This is a genomic window from Microbacterium sp. HM-570 (assembly GCF_054165885.1).
Window position 1 is genome coordinate 696825 of sequence record NZ_CM135111.1, and the last position, 16072, is coordinate 712896.

The following is a 16072-nucleotide window of genomic DNA, read 5'->3' on the forward strand; positions in this document are numbered from 1 at the left end:
GATCCACTCACCGCTCAGCGCGCCGTGCGGAAGGGGTCGTCGTAGAGCCGCTCGGGAACCCGCAATCCGTAGATCGCACGACCCGAGTCCCAGATCGCGCCGGCCGCGGCGCGCAGCAGGTTGATCTGCGCGGATCCCTCCGCGACGATCTCAACGTCGTTTCCGGCGACACGCACGGTGGCGTCGCCGACCGTGACTGCGCCATCCTTCCCGCGTGTCTTCGCCGCCGGATACGGCTGCGAGAGTTCGCGCAGGTCGCCGAGGATGAAGTCCGGACGCGAGCCGGCGGGCGCGGCGAGGACGTGCTTCGGTCGGTCGATTCCGGTCAGCACGAGCGCCGAAGCGATTCCGGCACGCTGCGCGCCGAGGATGTCGGTGTCGAGCCGGTCGCCGATGAAGAGCGGATGCTGGGCGCCGAACCGCGCGATCGCCTCGAAGAAGATCGGCGTTTCGGGCTTGCCGGCGACGGTCGCGAGACGCCCGACCGCGGTGTGAACGGCGGACACGAGCGTGCCGTTCCCCGGCGCAATACCGCGCGCCTGCGGGATCGTCCAGTCGGTATTCGTCGCGACCCACGGGATGCCGCCCTGATCCTCGGGCAAGGCAAGCGCGAACGCGGCCTCGGCGAGGTCCCGCCAGGCGACATCCGGCGAGAAACCCTGGACGACCGCGGCGGGCGAATCCTTTGCGCTGCGCGTCACCGTGAAACCGGCCTTCTCGACCTCGACGGTCAGGCCCTCTCCCCCGACGACCAGCACACGGGACCCCTCGGGAAGCATGTCCCGCAGCAGACGCATCGCGGCCTGGGGGCTCGTGATGACGTCTTCGGGACGCACGTGCAGGCCGAGCTCGGTCAGCTGTGTCGCGACGGTGGCGTCCGTGCGGGAGGCGTTGTTGGTGATGTAACCGAGCCGACGTGTCTGACCCGCGGCGTTCAGCGCCTCGACGGCGTGCGGAATCGCCTGGTGACCGGCGTACACGACCCCGTCGAGATCGGCGAGGACCGCATCGACCCCATCAAGCGGCGTCGAGCTCGCCCTCCCGAGGAGCGCCATCAGTCGGATGCCTCTGTCTCGTCGCTCTTGTTGCCTTCGACGGGCTCGAAATACTCCGATTCATCATCTGCATCTACATCTGCATCATCAGCGTCATCGTCATCGTCCAGATCTGCGTCATCGTCGAAGTCGATGTCGAGCTCTTCGATTTCGTCGATCTCGAGTACGTCATCCGAGCCGTCGCCGTCGAGTGCGCCCTCGGCCACCTCGGCGAGCTTGGTCCAGCGGGCGGCCTCGTCCAGGCGTCCCAGCTCTTCGAGCACGGTTGCGCGTGCGGCAAACAGACCGGGACTCCAAGGGAAAGCGGTATCGGGGTTCAGCTCGGGGATATCCAGCTCGCGCAGTGCACGCTCCGGGTCACCCAGGTCGAGGCGGGCACCGGACATGGCGACCGCCAACTCGACGCGGGTTTCGATCGGAAGCGAGTCGCGATCGACCGCACGACCGACCTCGAGGGCACGATCGGGACGCCCCACACCACGCTCGCTGTCGACCATCATCGCGATCTGATCGTCGCTGCCCGAAATGCGCCGGTAGGTGCGCAGTTCGCGCAGAGCCAGGGCGAAGTCGCCCACGGCGTACGCCGTGATCGCAAGCGATTCACGAACCACGGCGACTCGGCCGGCCTTGCGCGAAGCAGCCAGGGCGTGCTCGTGCGCGAGAGCGGGATCTTCGTCGATCATCCGTACGGCCATCGCCAGGTGACGGCCGACCGTGTCAGCGTTTTCCTTGCTCAGGGTGCGCAGTTCGTTGCGCGCACTCGGGTGGAGGTCGCGGGCGGTGACATCGTCGGGCAGGAACGGATCCGGGATGCGTGGCTCGAAGTCACGATCGCGGTCCCGGTCACGGGGCGGGGCGTCGCTGCGGTTGTATCCGGGGCGACCAGAGTTGCCGTCGCGGCGTTCATAGGGCGGGCGCGAGCCACCGCTATCGCGGTTCTCGTAGGGACGGCGGGGGGCATCACCATCACGCTTGACGTAGGGCGGACGCGAAGAGTTGCCGTCGCGCTTTTCGTACGGGCGACGCGGAGCATCACCATCACGCTTCACATAGGGCGGACGCGAACCACCGCTGTCGCGGTTCTCGTATGGGCGACGGGGAGCATCACCATCACGCTTGACGTAAGGCGGACGCGAAGAGTTGCCGTCGCGCTTCTCGTACGGCTTGCGCGGCGAATCACCGTCACGCTTCTCGTACGGACGACGAGGCCCATCACCATCACGCTTCACATACGGCGAACGCGATCCATTGCCATCGCGGTTCTCGTACGGACGACGAGGCGCATCACCATCACGCTTCGCATAGGGCGGACGCGAACCACCGCTATCGCGGTTCTCGTACGGTCGACGCGGAGCGTCGCCGTCGCGCTTCACATACGGAGGACGCGACGAGTTGCCATCACGCTTTTCGTACGGCTTACGCGGCGCATCACCGTAACGCTTTACGTACGGTGCGCGAGACGTATTGCCATCACGCTTCTCGTACGGCTTACGCGAAGCATCACCGCCGCGAGAAGAGGACGGACGGCGATCGGCGCTGCCACCCGTGCGGGGTGAACGTCCAGAGGCGTCACGCCCGCGATCGGGCCCACCGCGACGCTCATCGTCCTTGCGGTCGTCGTCTGCCATGTTTCCGATCCTTTCGCGACTCGCCCGTCGGCGAAATCGCACTGTTGCAAAACAGCTCTGTTAACGAAGAAAGGGCCACCCAGCGTTGGGTGGCCCTTTCTTGAAAGAAGTCCGGCGGTGTCCTACTCTCCCACAGGGTCTCCCCTGCAGTACCATCGGCGCTGAGAGGCTTAGCTTCCGGGTTCGGAATGTAACCGGGCGTTTCCCTCTCGCTATGGCCGCCGAAACACTATTGATGTTTCAATCAGCATAACAAAGTCATTGTTATGCGGTTCTCGACCGTACATCGAGAACCACTCAGTGGACGCAAGCACCTAGCAAAAATAGGTGATTATCAAATCGTCGGCTTATTAGTACCGGTCAGCTACACGTGTTGCCACGCTTACACACCCGGCCTATCAACCCAGTAGTCTGGCTGGGAGCCTCTCGCCCGAAGGCATGGAAATCTCATCTTGAGGCCGGCTTCCCGCTTAGATGCTTTCAGCGGTTATCCATCCCGAACGTAGCTAATCAGCGGTGCCCTTGGCAGGACAACTGACACACCAGAGGTTCGTCCAACCCGGTCCTCTCGTACTAGGGTCAGATCCTCTCAAATTTCCTACGCGCGCAGCGGATAGGGACCGAACTGTCTCACGACGTTCTAAACCCAGCTCGCGTACCGCTTTAATGGGCGAACAGCCCAACCCTTGGGACCTACTCCAGCCCCAGGATGCGACGAGCCGACATCGAGGTGCCAAACCATGCCGTCGATATGGACTCTTGGGCAAGATCAGCCTGTTATCCCCGAGGTACCTTTTATCCGTTGAGCGACAGCGCTTCCACAAGCCACTGCCGGATCACTAGTCCCGACTTTCGTCCCTGCTCGACTTGTCAGTCTCACAGTCAAGCTCCCTTGTGCACTTACACTCGACACCTGATTGCCAACCAGGTTGAGGGAACCTTTGGGCGCCTCCGTTACTTTTTGGGAGGCAACCGCCCCAGTTAAACTACCCATCAGGCACTGTCCCTGAACCGGATTACGGTTCTAAGTTAGATATCCAGAGTGACCAGAGTGGTATTTCAACAATGACTCCACCTGAACTAGCGTCCAAGCTTCAAAGTCTCCCACCTATCCTACACAAGCCACACCGAACACCAATACCAAACTATAGTAAAGGTCACGGGGTCTTTCCGTCCTGCTGCGCGTAACGAGCATCTTTACTCGTAATGCAATTTCGCCGAGTTCGCGGTTGAGACAGTTGGGAAGTCGTTACGCCATTCGTGCAGGTCGGAACTTACCCGACAAGGAATTTCGCTACCTTAGGATGGTTATAGTTACCACCGCCGTTTACTGGGGCTTAAATTCTCAGCTTCGCCTTGCGGCTAACCGGTCCTCTTAACCTTCCAGCACCGGGCAGGCGTCAGTCCGTATACATCGTCTTGCGACTTGGCACGGACCTGTGTTTTTAATAAACAGTCGCTACCCACTAGTCTCTGCGGCCTCCAAACGCTTTCGGAGCAAGTCCTTATACGTCGAAGGCCCCCCTTCTCCCGAAGTTACGGGGGCATTTTGCCGAGTTCCTTAACCACGATTCTCTCGATCTCCTTGGTATTCTCTACCTGACCACCTGAGTCGGTTTGGGGTACGGGCCACTAGAACCTCGCGTCGATGCTTTTCTTGGCAGCATAGGATCACCGGATCTTGCCCTTACGGGCTCCCCTTCGTGTCTCAGCCTTAATGAGAGACGGATTTGCCTATCTCTCGGCCTACACACTTGGCCTCGGACTACCATCGCCGAGGACCGGCTACCTTCCTGCGTCACACCTGTTAATACGCTAACCGCACCAGCATGGGGTCGTGCGCTAGGCCCAACGCTTCACCCCGAAGGGATCCGTCAGTGGGATTCAGACACTTAGCACTACTGGGTTAGTTTGGGCGGTTCTTCGCGGGTACGGGAATATCAACCCGTTGTCCATCGACTACGCCTGTCGGCCTCGCCTTAGGTCCCGACTTACCCAGGGAAGATTAGCTTGACCCTGGAACCCTTGGTCTTTCGGAGGACATGTTTCTCACATGTCTTTCGCTACTCATGCCTGCATTCTCACTCGTGTAGCCTCCACGGCTGGTTCACACCGCCGCTTCGCTGGCCACACGACGCTCTCCTACCCATCAATACGGCTGGACCACGAAGGCCTACCAATAATATCAATGCCACAACTTCGGTGGCGTGCTTGAGCCCCGTTACATTGTCGGCGCGGAATCACTTGACCAGTGAGCTATTACGCACTCTTTCAAGGGTGGCTGCTTCTAAGCCAACCTCCTGGTTGTCAAGGCAACTCCACATCCTTTCCCACTTAGCACGCGCTTTGGGACCTTAGATGGTGGTCTGGGTTGTTTCCCTCTCGACTATGAAGCTTATCCCCCACAGTCTCACTGCTGCGCTCTCACTTACCGGCATTCGGAGTTTGGCTGACGTCAGTAAGCTTTTGGGCCCCATCGGCCATCCAGTAGCTCTACCTCCGGCAAGAAACACGCAACGCTGCACCTAAATGCATTTCGGAGAGAACCAGCTATCACGAAGTTTGATTGGCCTTTCACCCCTATCCACAGCTCATCCCCTCAGTTTTCAACCTAAGTGGGTTCGGTCCTCCACGAAGTCTTACCTTCGCTTCAACCTGGCCATGGATAGATCACTTCGCTTCGGGTCTAGGACATGCGACTGAATCGCCCTATTCAGACTCGCTTTCGCTACGGCTACCCCACTCGGGTTAACCTCGCCACATATCGCTAACTCGCAGGCTCATTCTTCAAAAGGCACGCTGTCACCCCTACTAAGGAGGCTCCAACGGTTTGTAAGCAAACGGTTTCAGGTACTATTTCACTCCCCTCCCGGGGTACTTTTCACCTTTCCCTCACGGTACTTGTCCGCTATCGGTCATCTGGGAGTATTTAGGCTTACCAGGTGGTCCTGGCGGATTCACACGGGATTTCTCGGGCCCCGTGCTACTTGGGATACTTCTCGCGCTGAGGGCAATATTTCGACTACGGGGTTCGCACCCTCTATGACTGGTCTTTCAATACCATTCGTCTATATTGTCTCATCACGCTTGTTGCTCGGCAGAGCAACATGAAAAGTCCCACTACCCCGAATATGCAACTCCTGCCGGATATCACACATACTCGGTTTAGCCTCTTCCGGTTTCGCTCGCCACTACTAACGGAATCGCGGTTGCTTTCTCTTCCTGTGGGTACTGAGATGTTTCACTTCCCCACGTTCCCTCTACCCGCCCTATATATTCAGGCGGGAGTCACTGGGTCAGCACGCTGCCCAGCGGGGTTTCCCCATTCGGAAATCCTCGGATCAAGGTGTGCTTATCCACTCCCCGAGGCTTATCGCAGATTGCTACGTCCTTCTTCGGCTCCAGATGCCAAGGCATTCACCGTTTGCTCTTAAAGATTTGAAATCACATGAGTTTGAATCAGAATCGATTTGAGCCCGAAGGCTCAACTCAAAATTGACTAATGATCTATTAAGATCATCTTTGTGAGCCGATCTAAAAGATCGACTCAAAGATGCTCGCGTCCACTGTGTAGTTCTCAAAGTACGGGCGGTACCTTCCCGCGATGCCATCCTGTGGCAACGAAGAAAGGTCCTGAGGTTCGTCTGTGCTCCGACCCGTGGGCCAAGCGCATCCGGTCCCTCAGGACCCAACAGCGTGCATGTGTCGTGAGAACGACCTGAACGTTTCCAGCTGCAAGCAGCGTACTGAGTTCGGGACCTTCCGATACGGCACCTTGTCTAATGTTCCACCCATGAGCTACCAGTCGAGAACGTGTGTCTCGAATCTGGCTCTGGAAGGCCCGGAGGCCTTCAAGTGCTCCTTAGAAAGGAGGTGATCCAGCCGCACCTTCCGGTACGGCTACCTTGTTACGACTTAGTCCTAATTACCGATCCCACCTTCGACGGCTCCCTCCACAAGGGTTGGGCCACCGGCTTCAGGTGTTACCGACTTTCATGACTTGACGGGCGGTGTGTACAAGACCCGGGAACGTATTCACCGCAGCGTTGCTGATCTGCGATTACTAGCGACTCCGACTTCATGAGGTCGAGTTGCAGACCTCAATCCGAACTGGGACCGGCTTTTTGGGATTCGCTCCACCTTACGGTATTGCAGCCCTTTGTACCGGCCATTGTAGCATGCGTGAAGCCCAAGACATAAGGGGCATGATGATTTGACGTCATCCCCACCTTCCTCCGAGTTGACCCCGGCAGTATCCCATGAGTTCCCACCATTACGTGCTGGCAACATAGAACGAGGGTTGCGCTCGTTGCGGGACTTAACCCAACATCTCACGACACGAGCTGACGACAACCATGCACCACCTGTTTACGAGTGTCCAAAGAGTTGACTATTTCTAGCCCGTTCTCGTATATGTCAAGCCTTGGTAAGGTTCTTCGCGTTGCATCGAATTAATCCGCATGCTCCGCCGCTTGTGCGGGTCCCCGTCAATTCCTTTGAGTTTTAGCCTTGCGGCCGTACTCCCCAGGCGGGGAACTTAATGCGTTAGCTGCGTCACGGAATCCGTGGAATGGACCCCACAACTAGTTCCCAACGTTTACGGGGTGGACTACCAGGGTATCTAAGCCTGTTTGCTCCCCACCCTTTCGCTCCTCAGCGTCAGTTACGGCCCAGAGATCTGCCTTCGCCATCGGTGTTCCTCCTGATATCTGCGCATTCCACCGCTACACCAGGAATTCCAATCTCCCCTACCGCACTCTAGTCTGCCCGTACCCACTGCAGGCTGGAGGTTGAGCCTCCAGTTTTCACAGCAGACGCGACAAACCGCCTACGAGCTCTTTACGCCCAATAATTCCGGATAACGCTTGCGCCCTACGTATTACCGCGGCTGCTGGCACGTAGTTAGCCGGCGCTTTTTCTGCAGGTACCGTCACTTTCGCTTCTTCCCTGCTAAAAGAGGTTTACAACCCGAAGGCCGTCGTCCCTCACGCGGCGTTGCTGCATCAGGCTTGCGCCCATTGTGCAATATTCCCCACTGCTGCCTCCCGTAGGAGTCTGGGCCGTGTCTCAGTCCCAGTGTGGCCGGTCACCCTCTCAGGCCGGCTACCCGTCGACGCCTTGGTGAGCCATTACCTCACCAACTAGCTGATAGGCCGCGAGCTCATCCCTGACCGAAGTTCTTTCCAGCTTCTGAAGATGCCTTCGAAGCTCGTATCCGGTATTAGCAGCTGTTTCCAACTGTTATCCCAGAGTCAGGGGCAGATTGCTCACGTGTTACTCACCCGTTCGCCACTGATCCAGAGAGCAAGCTCTCTTTCACCGTTCGACTTGCATGTGTTAAGCACGCCGCCAGCGTTCATCCTGAGCCAGGATCAAACTCTCCGTGAAAGAATTTTGCTGCGACAAGACCGGAATGGGTCGAGCCGAGCGAGTTTGATCTGACGATCGGATGTCATTACTGACATATCCGTTTAATCTCAAAAGAATCTCATCGGTCAGACAAGCTGACCGCGAGGTTTTTTGGCATTTGACAAGTGCACGCTGTTGAGTTCTCAAGGATCGGATGCTCCTGCGCCGTGTCTCTCGACCGTCCCGCAGGGCAACTTCTCTATCTTACATCCTCTGTGCGAGATGTCAAATCGACATTCTCAGCTCTTCGCGTCCCGAACTTCACGTTCGTAGGCGCTCCGATAGAGGAGACCCCATCGTAAACCCGAAGGTTTCCACCACTCAAGAGTGTTGGTTTTTGGTGGGGGTGTTCTTCGCTTGAGGAGGGGAAGCTTTCGGGGCCTCACCGCGCTCCTTTGGGGCGAACAGGTATTACCTTACGTGGGATTTCGCGGGGCGGGCAAATTGCGGTGCGTCCCGGGCGTGTCGCGCATGTTTCCGGGGTTTTTCCGGCAGCGTCACGGGGTCCCTGCGCGGGGCTACGATCGCGACCATGATCGGTCCCGCAGAGTCCCCCGTTCCCACAGGCCGCCCGATAGCGCCTGTCCCTCTCCCGTCATGCCTGGCCGTGGGCACACTCGCGTGGGACAGCGTTTCCGCGGCGTCGTCCGCGGCCGCCCGACTGGCTTCCGCACAGGCGCAGTCCCCCGACCCCATGCGCGTTGCCGTGGCGTACTCAAGCGAGCGGCACATCCGCTTCAACGACGAAGCTCCCTCCCCCTGGGCTCCGCTCTCCGGCTTCTTCCGCACATCCGACGGTTGGGTGCGGACCCACGGCAACTACCCGCACCACGCTCAAGCGCTCCGGGCGGCCCTGGGAATAGGCGAGGACACGGACCGGGATGCCGTGGTTCGGACACTGGCCGCGATGCCCGCGGGCGTGGCGACGCAGGCGATCACCGCCCGGGGCGCCATCTGCGTCGGCGTGATGCACGAGAACCCGGGCCGTGACGCCGTTCTCGCCGAGGGTCCCCTTGTGCGAGGTGATCGACTCAGCCCCTCCCCCGCTCGCCCGCGAACATGGGACCCGACATCGGCGCCGTTGCAAGGCATCCGGGTCCTGGATCTCACGCGCGTGATCGCGGGCCCCGTCGCGACCCGCACGCTGGCGCTCCTCGGCGCCGACGTTCTGCGAATCGACCCTCCCCAGAGCCCGGAGCTGCCGATGCAGCACGCGGACACGGGGCACGGCAAGCGGTCTGCCCTCCTGGAACTGCGCCAACCGAGTCAGCTCGACGTCTTCGACCGTCTTCTCGCCGACGCGGACGTGGTCGTGCTCGGATATCGACCCGCCGGTCTGGCACACCTGGGGCTCGAACCTGCCGCACTGACCTCTCGTCATCCCGGAATCATCGTCGCACGCCTGTCGGCATGGGGATCTGACCCGTCATCCGCTGACCGCCGCGGATTCGACAGCATCGTGCAGGCCGCGAGCGGCATCGCCTGGATCGAGTCACGCGAGGAAGGTGTCCCCGGGGCACTCCCCGCACAGGCGCTCGACCACAGCGCCGGGTATCTGCTCGCCGCCGAGATCATGAGCCTGCTCGAGCGGCAATCGGTCGAGGGCGGGTCGTGGCTCGCAGAGACATCTCTCCGTCGAGTCGCCGCGGAGTTGCTCCGGATGCCTCGGACGACCGAGCCGAACGCCACCGAGCCCGTCAACGCAGGTCCGCACCTGCAGACCTTCGACGTCGACGGCGGGATTCTGACGACCGCGGGCCCCGCGATCGCGTACGAAGGCGGGCCGGGTGCGTTCGCCCCGCCGCGCCCGTGGGGCGGCGACGCCCCGGAATGGCTCTAGACGTTCGAGCGGGCCCGGCGCACCAGCTGCAACACGATCGCCAACACCAGGGTGAGCCCGCCCCAGACGCCCACGGCCGGCGGGAGCAGGAGATATGCGAGGTGCTCGACGCCGAACCCCGTGCGCAGCGGGCCGAAGAGCATCAGCCCGCCGACCCACGCGACGACCAGAAAAGCCGGCAGCGATAGCCACCACCCCACTCGGATGAAGCCGGGCGCGCGATCCTGCAAGGACACGGGACCACGTCGGCCCAGCCACAACGCGGCCCAGATTGCGATCACGAGCAGCCCGAAGACCGTCGAGCCGTACTGCAGCCACTTGTATCCGAGGAGCGGACCCCACCGCTCGGCCAACAGCGGAAAAGCCTGCAGGCCCCAGCGATCGAGGTGTGTGAAGAGGTCCCACGCGATGTGACTCGCGACCCCGATCGCGAGCGACACGACGAGAAGCAGGATGCTCCCCAGCGAGATCTTGCCCGGAGCGACGCCGGGCCGGTGGAGAGCGAAGGTCTCGCGCGCAGAGGCGAGGGCCCCGGCATCCCACCCGTCCGGAAGTCGTTCGGCCAGCGCACGCGGCACGAGATCGCGCGCGGCGGGCCTCAGCACGCAACGCCAGATGAGCAACAGCACGAGCGCGACGACCACCGTGACGGGAAGCCACGACCACGTGTGCGTTGCCGAGTACCGCAGCCCGAAACCACGCAAGAAGATCGGCAGGTCCGGCGTCATCGCACCGATCGCGATGGCGGCCGGCACGAGCGGCGTGCGAATGAACGGCAGCGCGACGACCGCGTGGCTCGGAGTGAAGGGCACGCGCTCAGCTCTCGAATCGGGTCACCGGACGAAGACGCCCGCCAAGGTCTTTTTCCCGCGTCGGAGGACCGAGACCCCGCCGGGTAGCGCGCCCGAAACGATGACGGATTCGTCGGCCACCCGTTCGCCATCGAGGCTCACGCCGCCTTGGGCGATCGCGCGCCGCGCCTCCGACAGGCTCGACACGAGCCCCGTGTCCACCAGCGCGCGGACGATGTCGGTTCCGGCCGGCAGCTCGGCGTGCGGGAGTTCTCGCAACGCCGACTCGAGCGTCGATGCGTCGAGCGCGGTCAGGTCGCCCCCCTGGAAGAGAGCCTCGGATGCCGCGATCACAGCGGCCGCCGCATCCGTCCCGTGGACCAGCGCGGTGACCTCGAGAGCCAGCCGCTTCTGCGCCTCGCGGCGGAACGGCTCGGATTCGACGAGCTGCTCGTACCGTTCGATCTCGTCCCGGCCGAGGAACGTGAAGATCTTCAGCCGCGCGATCACATCGGCATCGAGTGTGTTGAGCCAGAACTGGTAGAACGCGTACGCGCTGCACATCTCGGCATCCAGCCAGATCGCGTTGCCCTCGCTCTTGCCGAATTTCGTGCCGTCACTGTTCGTGATCAACGGCGTGCCCAGCGCGTGCACCGACTTTCCCTCGACCCGATGGATCAGGTCGACGCCGCTCGTGAGGTTGCCCCACTGATCGCTGCCGCCGGTCTGCAGAACGCAGCCGTAGGCACGGTAGAGCTCGAGGTAGTCCATGCCCTGCAGGATCTGGTAGCTGAACTCGGTGTAGCTGATGCCCGCGTCGGAATTCAGCCGGGCACTCACGGCATCCTTCTTGAGCATCGTGCCCACGCGGTAGTGCTTGCCGATCTCACGCAAGAAGTCGATCGCGCTGAGGGGTGCCGTCCAGTCGAGGTTGTTGACCATTCGCGCGGCGTTCTCGCCCTCGAAGCTCAGAAACCGCTCGACCTGAGCGCGCAGTCGATCCACCCACTCGGCGACGGTCTCTCGGGTGTTCAAGGTGCGCTCGGCCGTGGGCCGCGGATCTCCGATCAGCCCCGTCGACCCGCCGACCAGACCGAGCGGACGGTGGCCGGCGAGCTGCAAGCGACGCATCGTGAGCAGCTGCACCAGGTTGCCGAGGTGCAGGCTCGGCGCCGTCGGGTCGAACCCGCAGTAGTAGACGATCGGTTCGCCGCCCAGCATCTCGCGGAGCGTCTCGGCATCGGTCGAGACATGCACGAGTCCGCGCCAGACGAGGTCGTCCCAGACGTTGTCGAAGGCGGGATCGCGAGCGGGATCGGTGACGCTGAGAGCTGCGGATGGCACGGGTTCGAGGGTATCAGCGAGAGCCACATCGCCACGGAGCCGAGCACCCCCTTCAGCGTCGGCGCCCCATGCCAGACTTGCGGCGTGGAATCCCGCGCCGACATCCTCATCACGACAATCGTCGTGATCTTCCTCTTCGCCGCACTCTGTGCGGCGCTGGCTCTGGTGACAGTGGCTCTGCGCCGACCGACAACCGTGCTGCTCACGGTCGCGGGCGGGCTCGTCGTGCTGTGCTTCCTCATCGTCTCGGTACTGCCGTACAACGTTCCGCTGCTCTTCAGAGCCGCGCTCGCTATCCTCGGCGTCGCGCTGTCGGTGCTGGGCGGCAATCCATTCTCTCGGTGGGCACTGGCCGCCGCCGACGGAGGACGCACGGAGGAGGGCACCCGGGGCGGCATCCTCGTCGAGCTCATGGCTGAGCGTGAGCCGCCGCGCGAAGAAGAGATTCTTCGCGGCGGAACCGCGATCGGCTACCTCGAGCGGTCCGCGGTTGCTCTGGGCATCCTCGCGGGATTCCCCGCGGTCATCGCGATCATCGTCGCACTCAAGGGCATCGGGCGGTTCACCGAGCTCGCGACCCCCGCCGCGCGTGAGAGGTTCATCGTCGGCACCCTCGCGAGCCTGCTGTGGGCCAGCACGGCGGCCGGCATGGTGTGGCTCGCCATCTGGTGACGTTCAGTCCCGTGCACCGGTGAGGGCGCGCAGGCCCTCGATGAGCGCTCCGCCGTCTGCGGTCGCGAGGGCTTGCGACACGGCTGACTGGACGACGCCCTCGGCACGTGCGGTCTCTTTCTGGGTGTCCCCGAGCCATCGTCGATAGAGGATCCGACGTGTTCGCGGGCTCAGCTGTGCAACGGCGCGATCGCGTGCGAGGAGCCCGCTGTTGGCGACCCGGACGAGCTCATGCGTCTCAAGCGGCGCGGACTCCGCCGGGGCCACGAGGGTGCGCGCGGACGGCGCGGCGCGCCGGGCGAGCTGCTCCACCCGGTCGATTGCCGTCCGCGCGGCCCACCACGCCTCTCCTTCTGACAGTGCGCCCCGCACGGAGGGGATGTCCTCGATCGCGCCGAGCCCGATTCCGAAGCGGAGCTCGATCCCCTCGGGCAGCGCGAGCTGGAGGAGCATCGTGGTCACGAGCGCCGTCGGGAGGTCGGGATACACACCCTGCAGTTCGTCCCCGACCGTCGGCAGAAGGGGACGCTCCGATGCCGGCGCGGCTTCTGCGACCATCCCGAGTGTCTCTTCGAGCGTCCGCTGCGCCGAAGCTCTGTCCGGGAGCCCGCGCGAGGCAACGATGTCGGCAATCAGTGCTGCGACCATGTGATCAGTATGTCACTGATATCTCCGTTATATCAACTCTAAGCTGATATTTGAGAAAAGATCAGTTTCCACTGTTCTCACGAAATGCTTCGTGCCGCCGACTGGGCGCGCGCGACGAGTTCAGCCCGCTGCTCGGCGACCCGCACCGGCGCCGTGCCGCCGACGCCCGAGCGACTCGCCACGGAGCCCTCGATCGTGAGCACCTCGCGCACCTCGGGCGTCAGCAACGGCGACACCCGCGCGAAGAGGGCATCGGATGCCTCCTCCAGGCCGATTCCCTCGATCTCGCACGCCCGAACCAGCGCGCCCGAGATCTCGTGCGCGTCGCGGAACGGTACGCGACGGCGCACGAGCCAGTCGGCCACATCCGTCGCGAGCGAGAATCCCTCGGGGGCGAGCCGCGCCATCCGCTCGGTATCGAATCGCAGTGTCGCGATCATGCCCGCAATGGCCGGCAGCAGAACTTCGAGGGTGACGACAGTGTCGAAGACGGGCTCCTTGTCTTCCTGCAGGTCGCGGTTATACGCCAGGGGCAAGCCCTTGAGCGTTGCCAGCAGCCCGGTGTGGTCGCCGATGAGTCTCCCCGCCTTGCCGCGGGTGAGCTCGGCGATATCGGGGTTCTTCTTCTGCGGCATGATGCTCGAACCGGTCGAATACGCATCGTCGAGCGTCACGAACCCGAACTCGCGCGTGTTCCAGAGAATGATCTCTTCCGCAAAGCGCGACAGGTCGATGCCGATCATCGCAGCGATGAACGAGAACTCCGCCACCACATCCCGCGCCGCGGTGCCATCGAGCGAGTTCTCGGAGGGACGATCAAGGCCCAGCTCACGAGCGACGAGCGCGGGGTCAAGACCCAGGCTGGAACCTGCGAGCGCTCCCCCGCCATACGGCGAGACCGCGGCGCGGGCGCGCCAGTCGCGCAGACGCTCGAGATCGCGCACGAGCGGCCAGGCGTGGGCCTGCAGGTGATGGGCGAGCAGGATCGGCTGCGCGTGCTGCAGGTGCGTCCGGCCCGGCATGATCGCCGAACCCGCGGCTTCCGCCTGCGAGACGAGTGCGTCGATCACGCGCAGGATGTCTCGGGCGATGACCGTCGCGTGGTCGAGCAGATACATCCGCACGAGCGTCGCGATCTGGTCGTTGCGGCTTCGGCCCGCGCGCAACCGGCCGCCGAGTTCGGCACCGGCCCGCTCGATCAGGCCGCGCTCGAGGGCACCGTGCACGTCCTCGTCCGACTCGGCCGCGACAAAGGCGCCCGACGCCACGTCTGCCGCGAGCGCATCGAGCGCCGCGTGCATTGCGTCGAGCTCGTCGGCCTCGAGATATCCGGCCGCAGCGAGCGCCGTGGCGTGGGCCTTCGAGCCGGCGATGTCGTAGGGCGCGAGCACCCAGTCGAAGTGCGTCGAACGGCTGAGTGCGGCCAGCTCCGGCGAGGGTCCGCCCGCGAATCGTGCGCCCCAGAGGGCTCCTTCGTTCGTGCCCTGCGCCTTGTCGTTACTCACTGCTCCACCCTATCGACGGCCTGCCCGGCACCCCGGCGGCGGTGCCCCGCTAGGCGCGAGACACGATCGAGCGCCCACTCGATCGGGCCGCGTCCTACGACGAGTGCCCACAGCGTGCAGGCGACGATCGTCCAGACGACGAACGGGACGAAGGGATCGGTGTCGCGAAAGGCCTCGAGCGTCGACTCACCGGGGTCCGGCGTCGGCTGCAGAACCCACCATGCGACGATCTGACCCACGTACGCGGTGAGCGGCATCGACCCGACCGCACGGAGAGGCAGAGCGAGCCATCCGATCGGACTGAGCCACGCCCTCTCCCGCCACGGGCGGGTCAGTAGCAGGCAGAGTCCCAGCATAGCGAGCGCAAAACCTCCCGACCCGAACACCTCGAGCAGGCCGTCGGAGTGCGCGTCCGCGGTCCAGACGAGCGCGAGATACGTGTCGGGTACGGCGGGGACCGCGAAGGCAAGCGTGTAGGCGAGCACCGCCAGCCCGGCTCCCACGAAAACGAGAGCGGCCTGGGTGCCGAGCGAGCGGAGGTCGAGGCGGCCGACGCCGAGTCCCGCCACGATGAAAGCAATCCATACCGGGAACGGATAGTTCAGCCCGAGCAGCAGGCCGATCTCGGCCCCGATCTGCGTGTCCCAGAAAGGCAGCTGCCCGATGAGCGCCTGCACCCACGGCATCACGAGGCCGAGCACGGCCGCGAGCGCGAACAGGAATGCCGGGCGCGCACGCAACAGCGGCAACGCCAGCAGGAACAGGATGGCGTACGCCGGAAGGATGACGTAGACCGGCACCTGCGTCAGGATCAACAGCACGCCGATCACCCAGATGCACAGCGCCCGAAGGGCGAGACGAGCGGATGCCCGCTCCCGCGCGGCGCCGCTCACGGGGGTGCGGCCGCCGGTGATGAGCGCGATCGAGACGCCCGCGATCGTCGCGAACAGGATCGAGGAACGACCGTTCGCGACATCCGTCCACGTCGACACATCCGTGGGGTCGAACGGATCGATCCACAACAGGTGTGCCGCGAACATCCCGACGACGGCCAGGCCGCGCGCGAGATCGAGCCCGGCGATGCGGCGAGGACCGTTCAGTCGTTCCCAACGCGCGCCGAAACCCGTGCGTTTCGACTCGCTGCGCGGCTCCCGAGCCTGTCGAAGGGCGCTCACCGGAC

General features: G+C 63.2%; 9 protein-coding genes and 3 rRNA genes. 2 read left to right on the top strand and 10 right to left on the bottom strand.

Features of this window, described 5'->3' with window-relative positions; genetic code table 11:
- Nucleotides 1–14: 14 nt before the first annotated feature.
- The 5 genes from ACT9TC_RS03310 to ACT9TC_RS03330 form a co-directional block, all read right to left on the bottom strand.
- Nucleotides 15–1055 (bottom strand): HAD-IIA family hydrolase, encoded by a 1041-nt coding sequence (locus ACT9TC_RS03310; protein ID WP_458042016.1) that lies wholly within the window; start codon nucleotides 1053–1055, stop codon nucleotides 15–17.
- Nucleotides 1055–2683: a primosomal protein gene (locus ACT9TC_RS03315; protein ID WP_458042017.1), complete on the bottom strand. Its 1629-nt coding sequence runs from the start codon at nucleotides 2681–2683 to the stop codon at nucleotides 1055–1057. Before ACT9TC_RS03315 ends, ACT9TC_RS03310 begins: the two co-directional genes overlap by 1 nt.
- 109 nt (nucleotides 2684–2792) lie before the next feature.
- A 5S ribosomal RNA gene (gene rrf, locus ACT9TC_RS03320) occupies nucleotides 2793–2909 on the bottom strand.
- 104 nt (nucleotides 2910–3013) lie between these two features.
- Nucleotides 3014–6127, bottom strand: a 23S ribosomal RNA gene (locus ACT9TC_RS03325).
- A 422-nt stretch (nucleotides 6128–6549) separates the two neighbouring features.
- Nucleotides 6550–8071 (bottom strand): 16S ribosomal RNA (locus tag ACT9TC_RS03330).
- Together the 16S, 23S and 5S rRNA genes form the textbook arrangement of a ribosomal RNA operon.
- A gap of 553 nt (nucleotides 8072–8624) precedes the next feature.
- Between ACT9TC_RS03330 and ACT9TC_RS03335 the strand changes: the two genes are divergently transcribed.
- The gene (locus ACT9TC_RS03335; RefSeq protein ID WP_458042018.1) at nucleotides 8625–9932 is read left to right on the top strand and encodes a CoA transferase; all 1308 of its coding nucleotides are present in this window, start codon (nucleotides 8625–8627) and stop codon (nucleotides 9930–9932) included.
- Here the strand turns inward: ACT9TC_RS03335 and ACT9TC_RS03340 are convergent.
- Nucleotides 9929–10744, bottom strand: coding sequence for a DUF4184 family protein (locus tag ACT9TC_RS03340; protein ID WP_458042019.1), 816 nt, complete (start codon nucleotides 10742–10744; stop codon nucleotides 9929–9931). The genes ACT9TC_RS03335 and ACT9TC_RS03340 overlap by 4 nt on opposite strands.
- Before the next feature lie 21 nt (nucleotides 10745–10765).
- Nucleotides 10766–12067, bottom strand: coding sequence for a tyrosine--tRNA ligase (tyrS, locus tag ACT9TC_RS03345; protein ID WP_458042020.1), 1302 nt, complete (start codon nucleotides 12065–12067; stop codon nucleotides 10766–10768).
- An 84-nt stretch (nucleotides 12068–12151) separates the two neighbouring features.
- On the opposite strand from tyrS, the gene ACT9TC_RS03350 reads away from it, so the two are divergent.
- Entirely contained in the window at nucleotides 12152–12739 is a 588-nt protein-coding gene (locus tag ACT9TC_RS03350; RefSeq protein WP_458042021.1) for a hypothetical protein, read from the top strand.
- Between the two features lie 3 nt (nucleotides 12740–12742).
- Here the strand turns inward: ACT9TC_RS03350 and ACT9TC_RS03355 are convergent, their stop codons facing one another.
- The 3 genes from ACT9TC_RS03355 to ACT9TC_RS03365 all read right to left on the bottom strand — a co-directional run bounded on the left by ACT9TC_RS03355 (nucleotide 12743) and on the right by ACT9TC_RS03365 (nucleotide 16067).
- On the bottom strand, nucleotides 12743–13387 hold the full coding sequence (locus tag ACT9TC_RS03355; protein WP_458042022.1) for a SatD family protein: 645 nt from the start codon (nucleotides 13385–13387) through the stop codon (nucleotides 12743–12745).
- A gap of 77 nt (nucleotides 13388–13464) precedes the next feature.
- Entirely contained in the window at nucleotides 13465–14892 is a 1428-nt protein-coding gene (argH, locus tag ACT9TC_RS03360; protein WP_458042023.1) for an argininosuccinate lyase, read from the bottom strand.
- Nucleotides 14889–16067 (bottom strand): heparan-alpha-glucosaminide N-acetyltransferase domain-containing protein, encoded by a 1179-nt coding sequence (locus ACT9TC_RS03365; RefSeq protein ID WP_458042024.1) that lies wholly within the window; start codon nucleotides 16065–16067, stop codon nucleotides 14889–14891. Before ACT9TC_RS03365 ends, argH begins: the two co-directional genes overlap by 4 nt.
- Nucleotides 16068–16072 lie beyond the last annotated feature (5 nt).

What these genes read in the sequence shown, in the direction of transcription:
- ACT9TC_RS03310 (WP_458042016.1), bottom strand. Translation starts at nt 1,055, where the DNA reads ATGGCGCTCCTCGGGAGGGCGAGCTCGACGCCGCTTGATGGGGTCGAT.
- ACT9TC_RS03315 (WP_458042017.1), bottom strand. Translation starts at nt 2,683, where the DNA reads ATGGCAGACGACGACCGCAAGGACGATGAGCGTCGCGGTGGGCCCGAT.
- ACT9TC_RS03335 (WP_458042018.1), top strand. Translation starts at nt 8,625, where the DNA reads ATGATCGGTCCCGCAGAGTCCCCCGTTCCCACAGGCCGCCCGATAGCG.
- ACT9TC_RS03355 (WP_458042022.1), bottom strand. Translation starts at nt 13,387, where the DNA reads ATGGTCGCAGCACTGATTGCCGACATCGTTGCCTCGCGCGGGCTCCCG.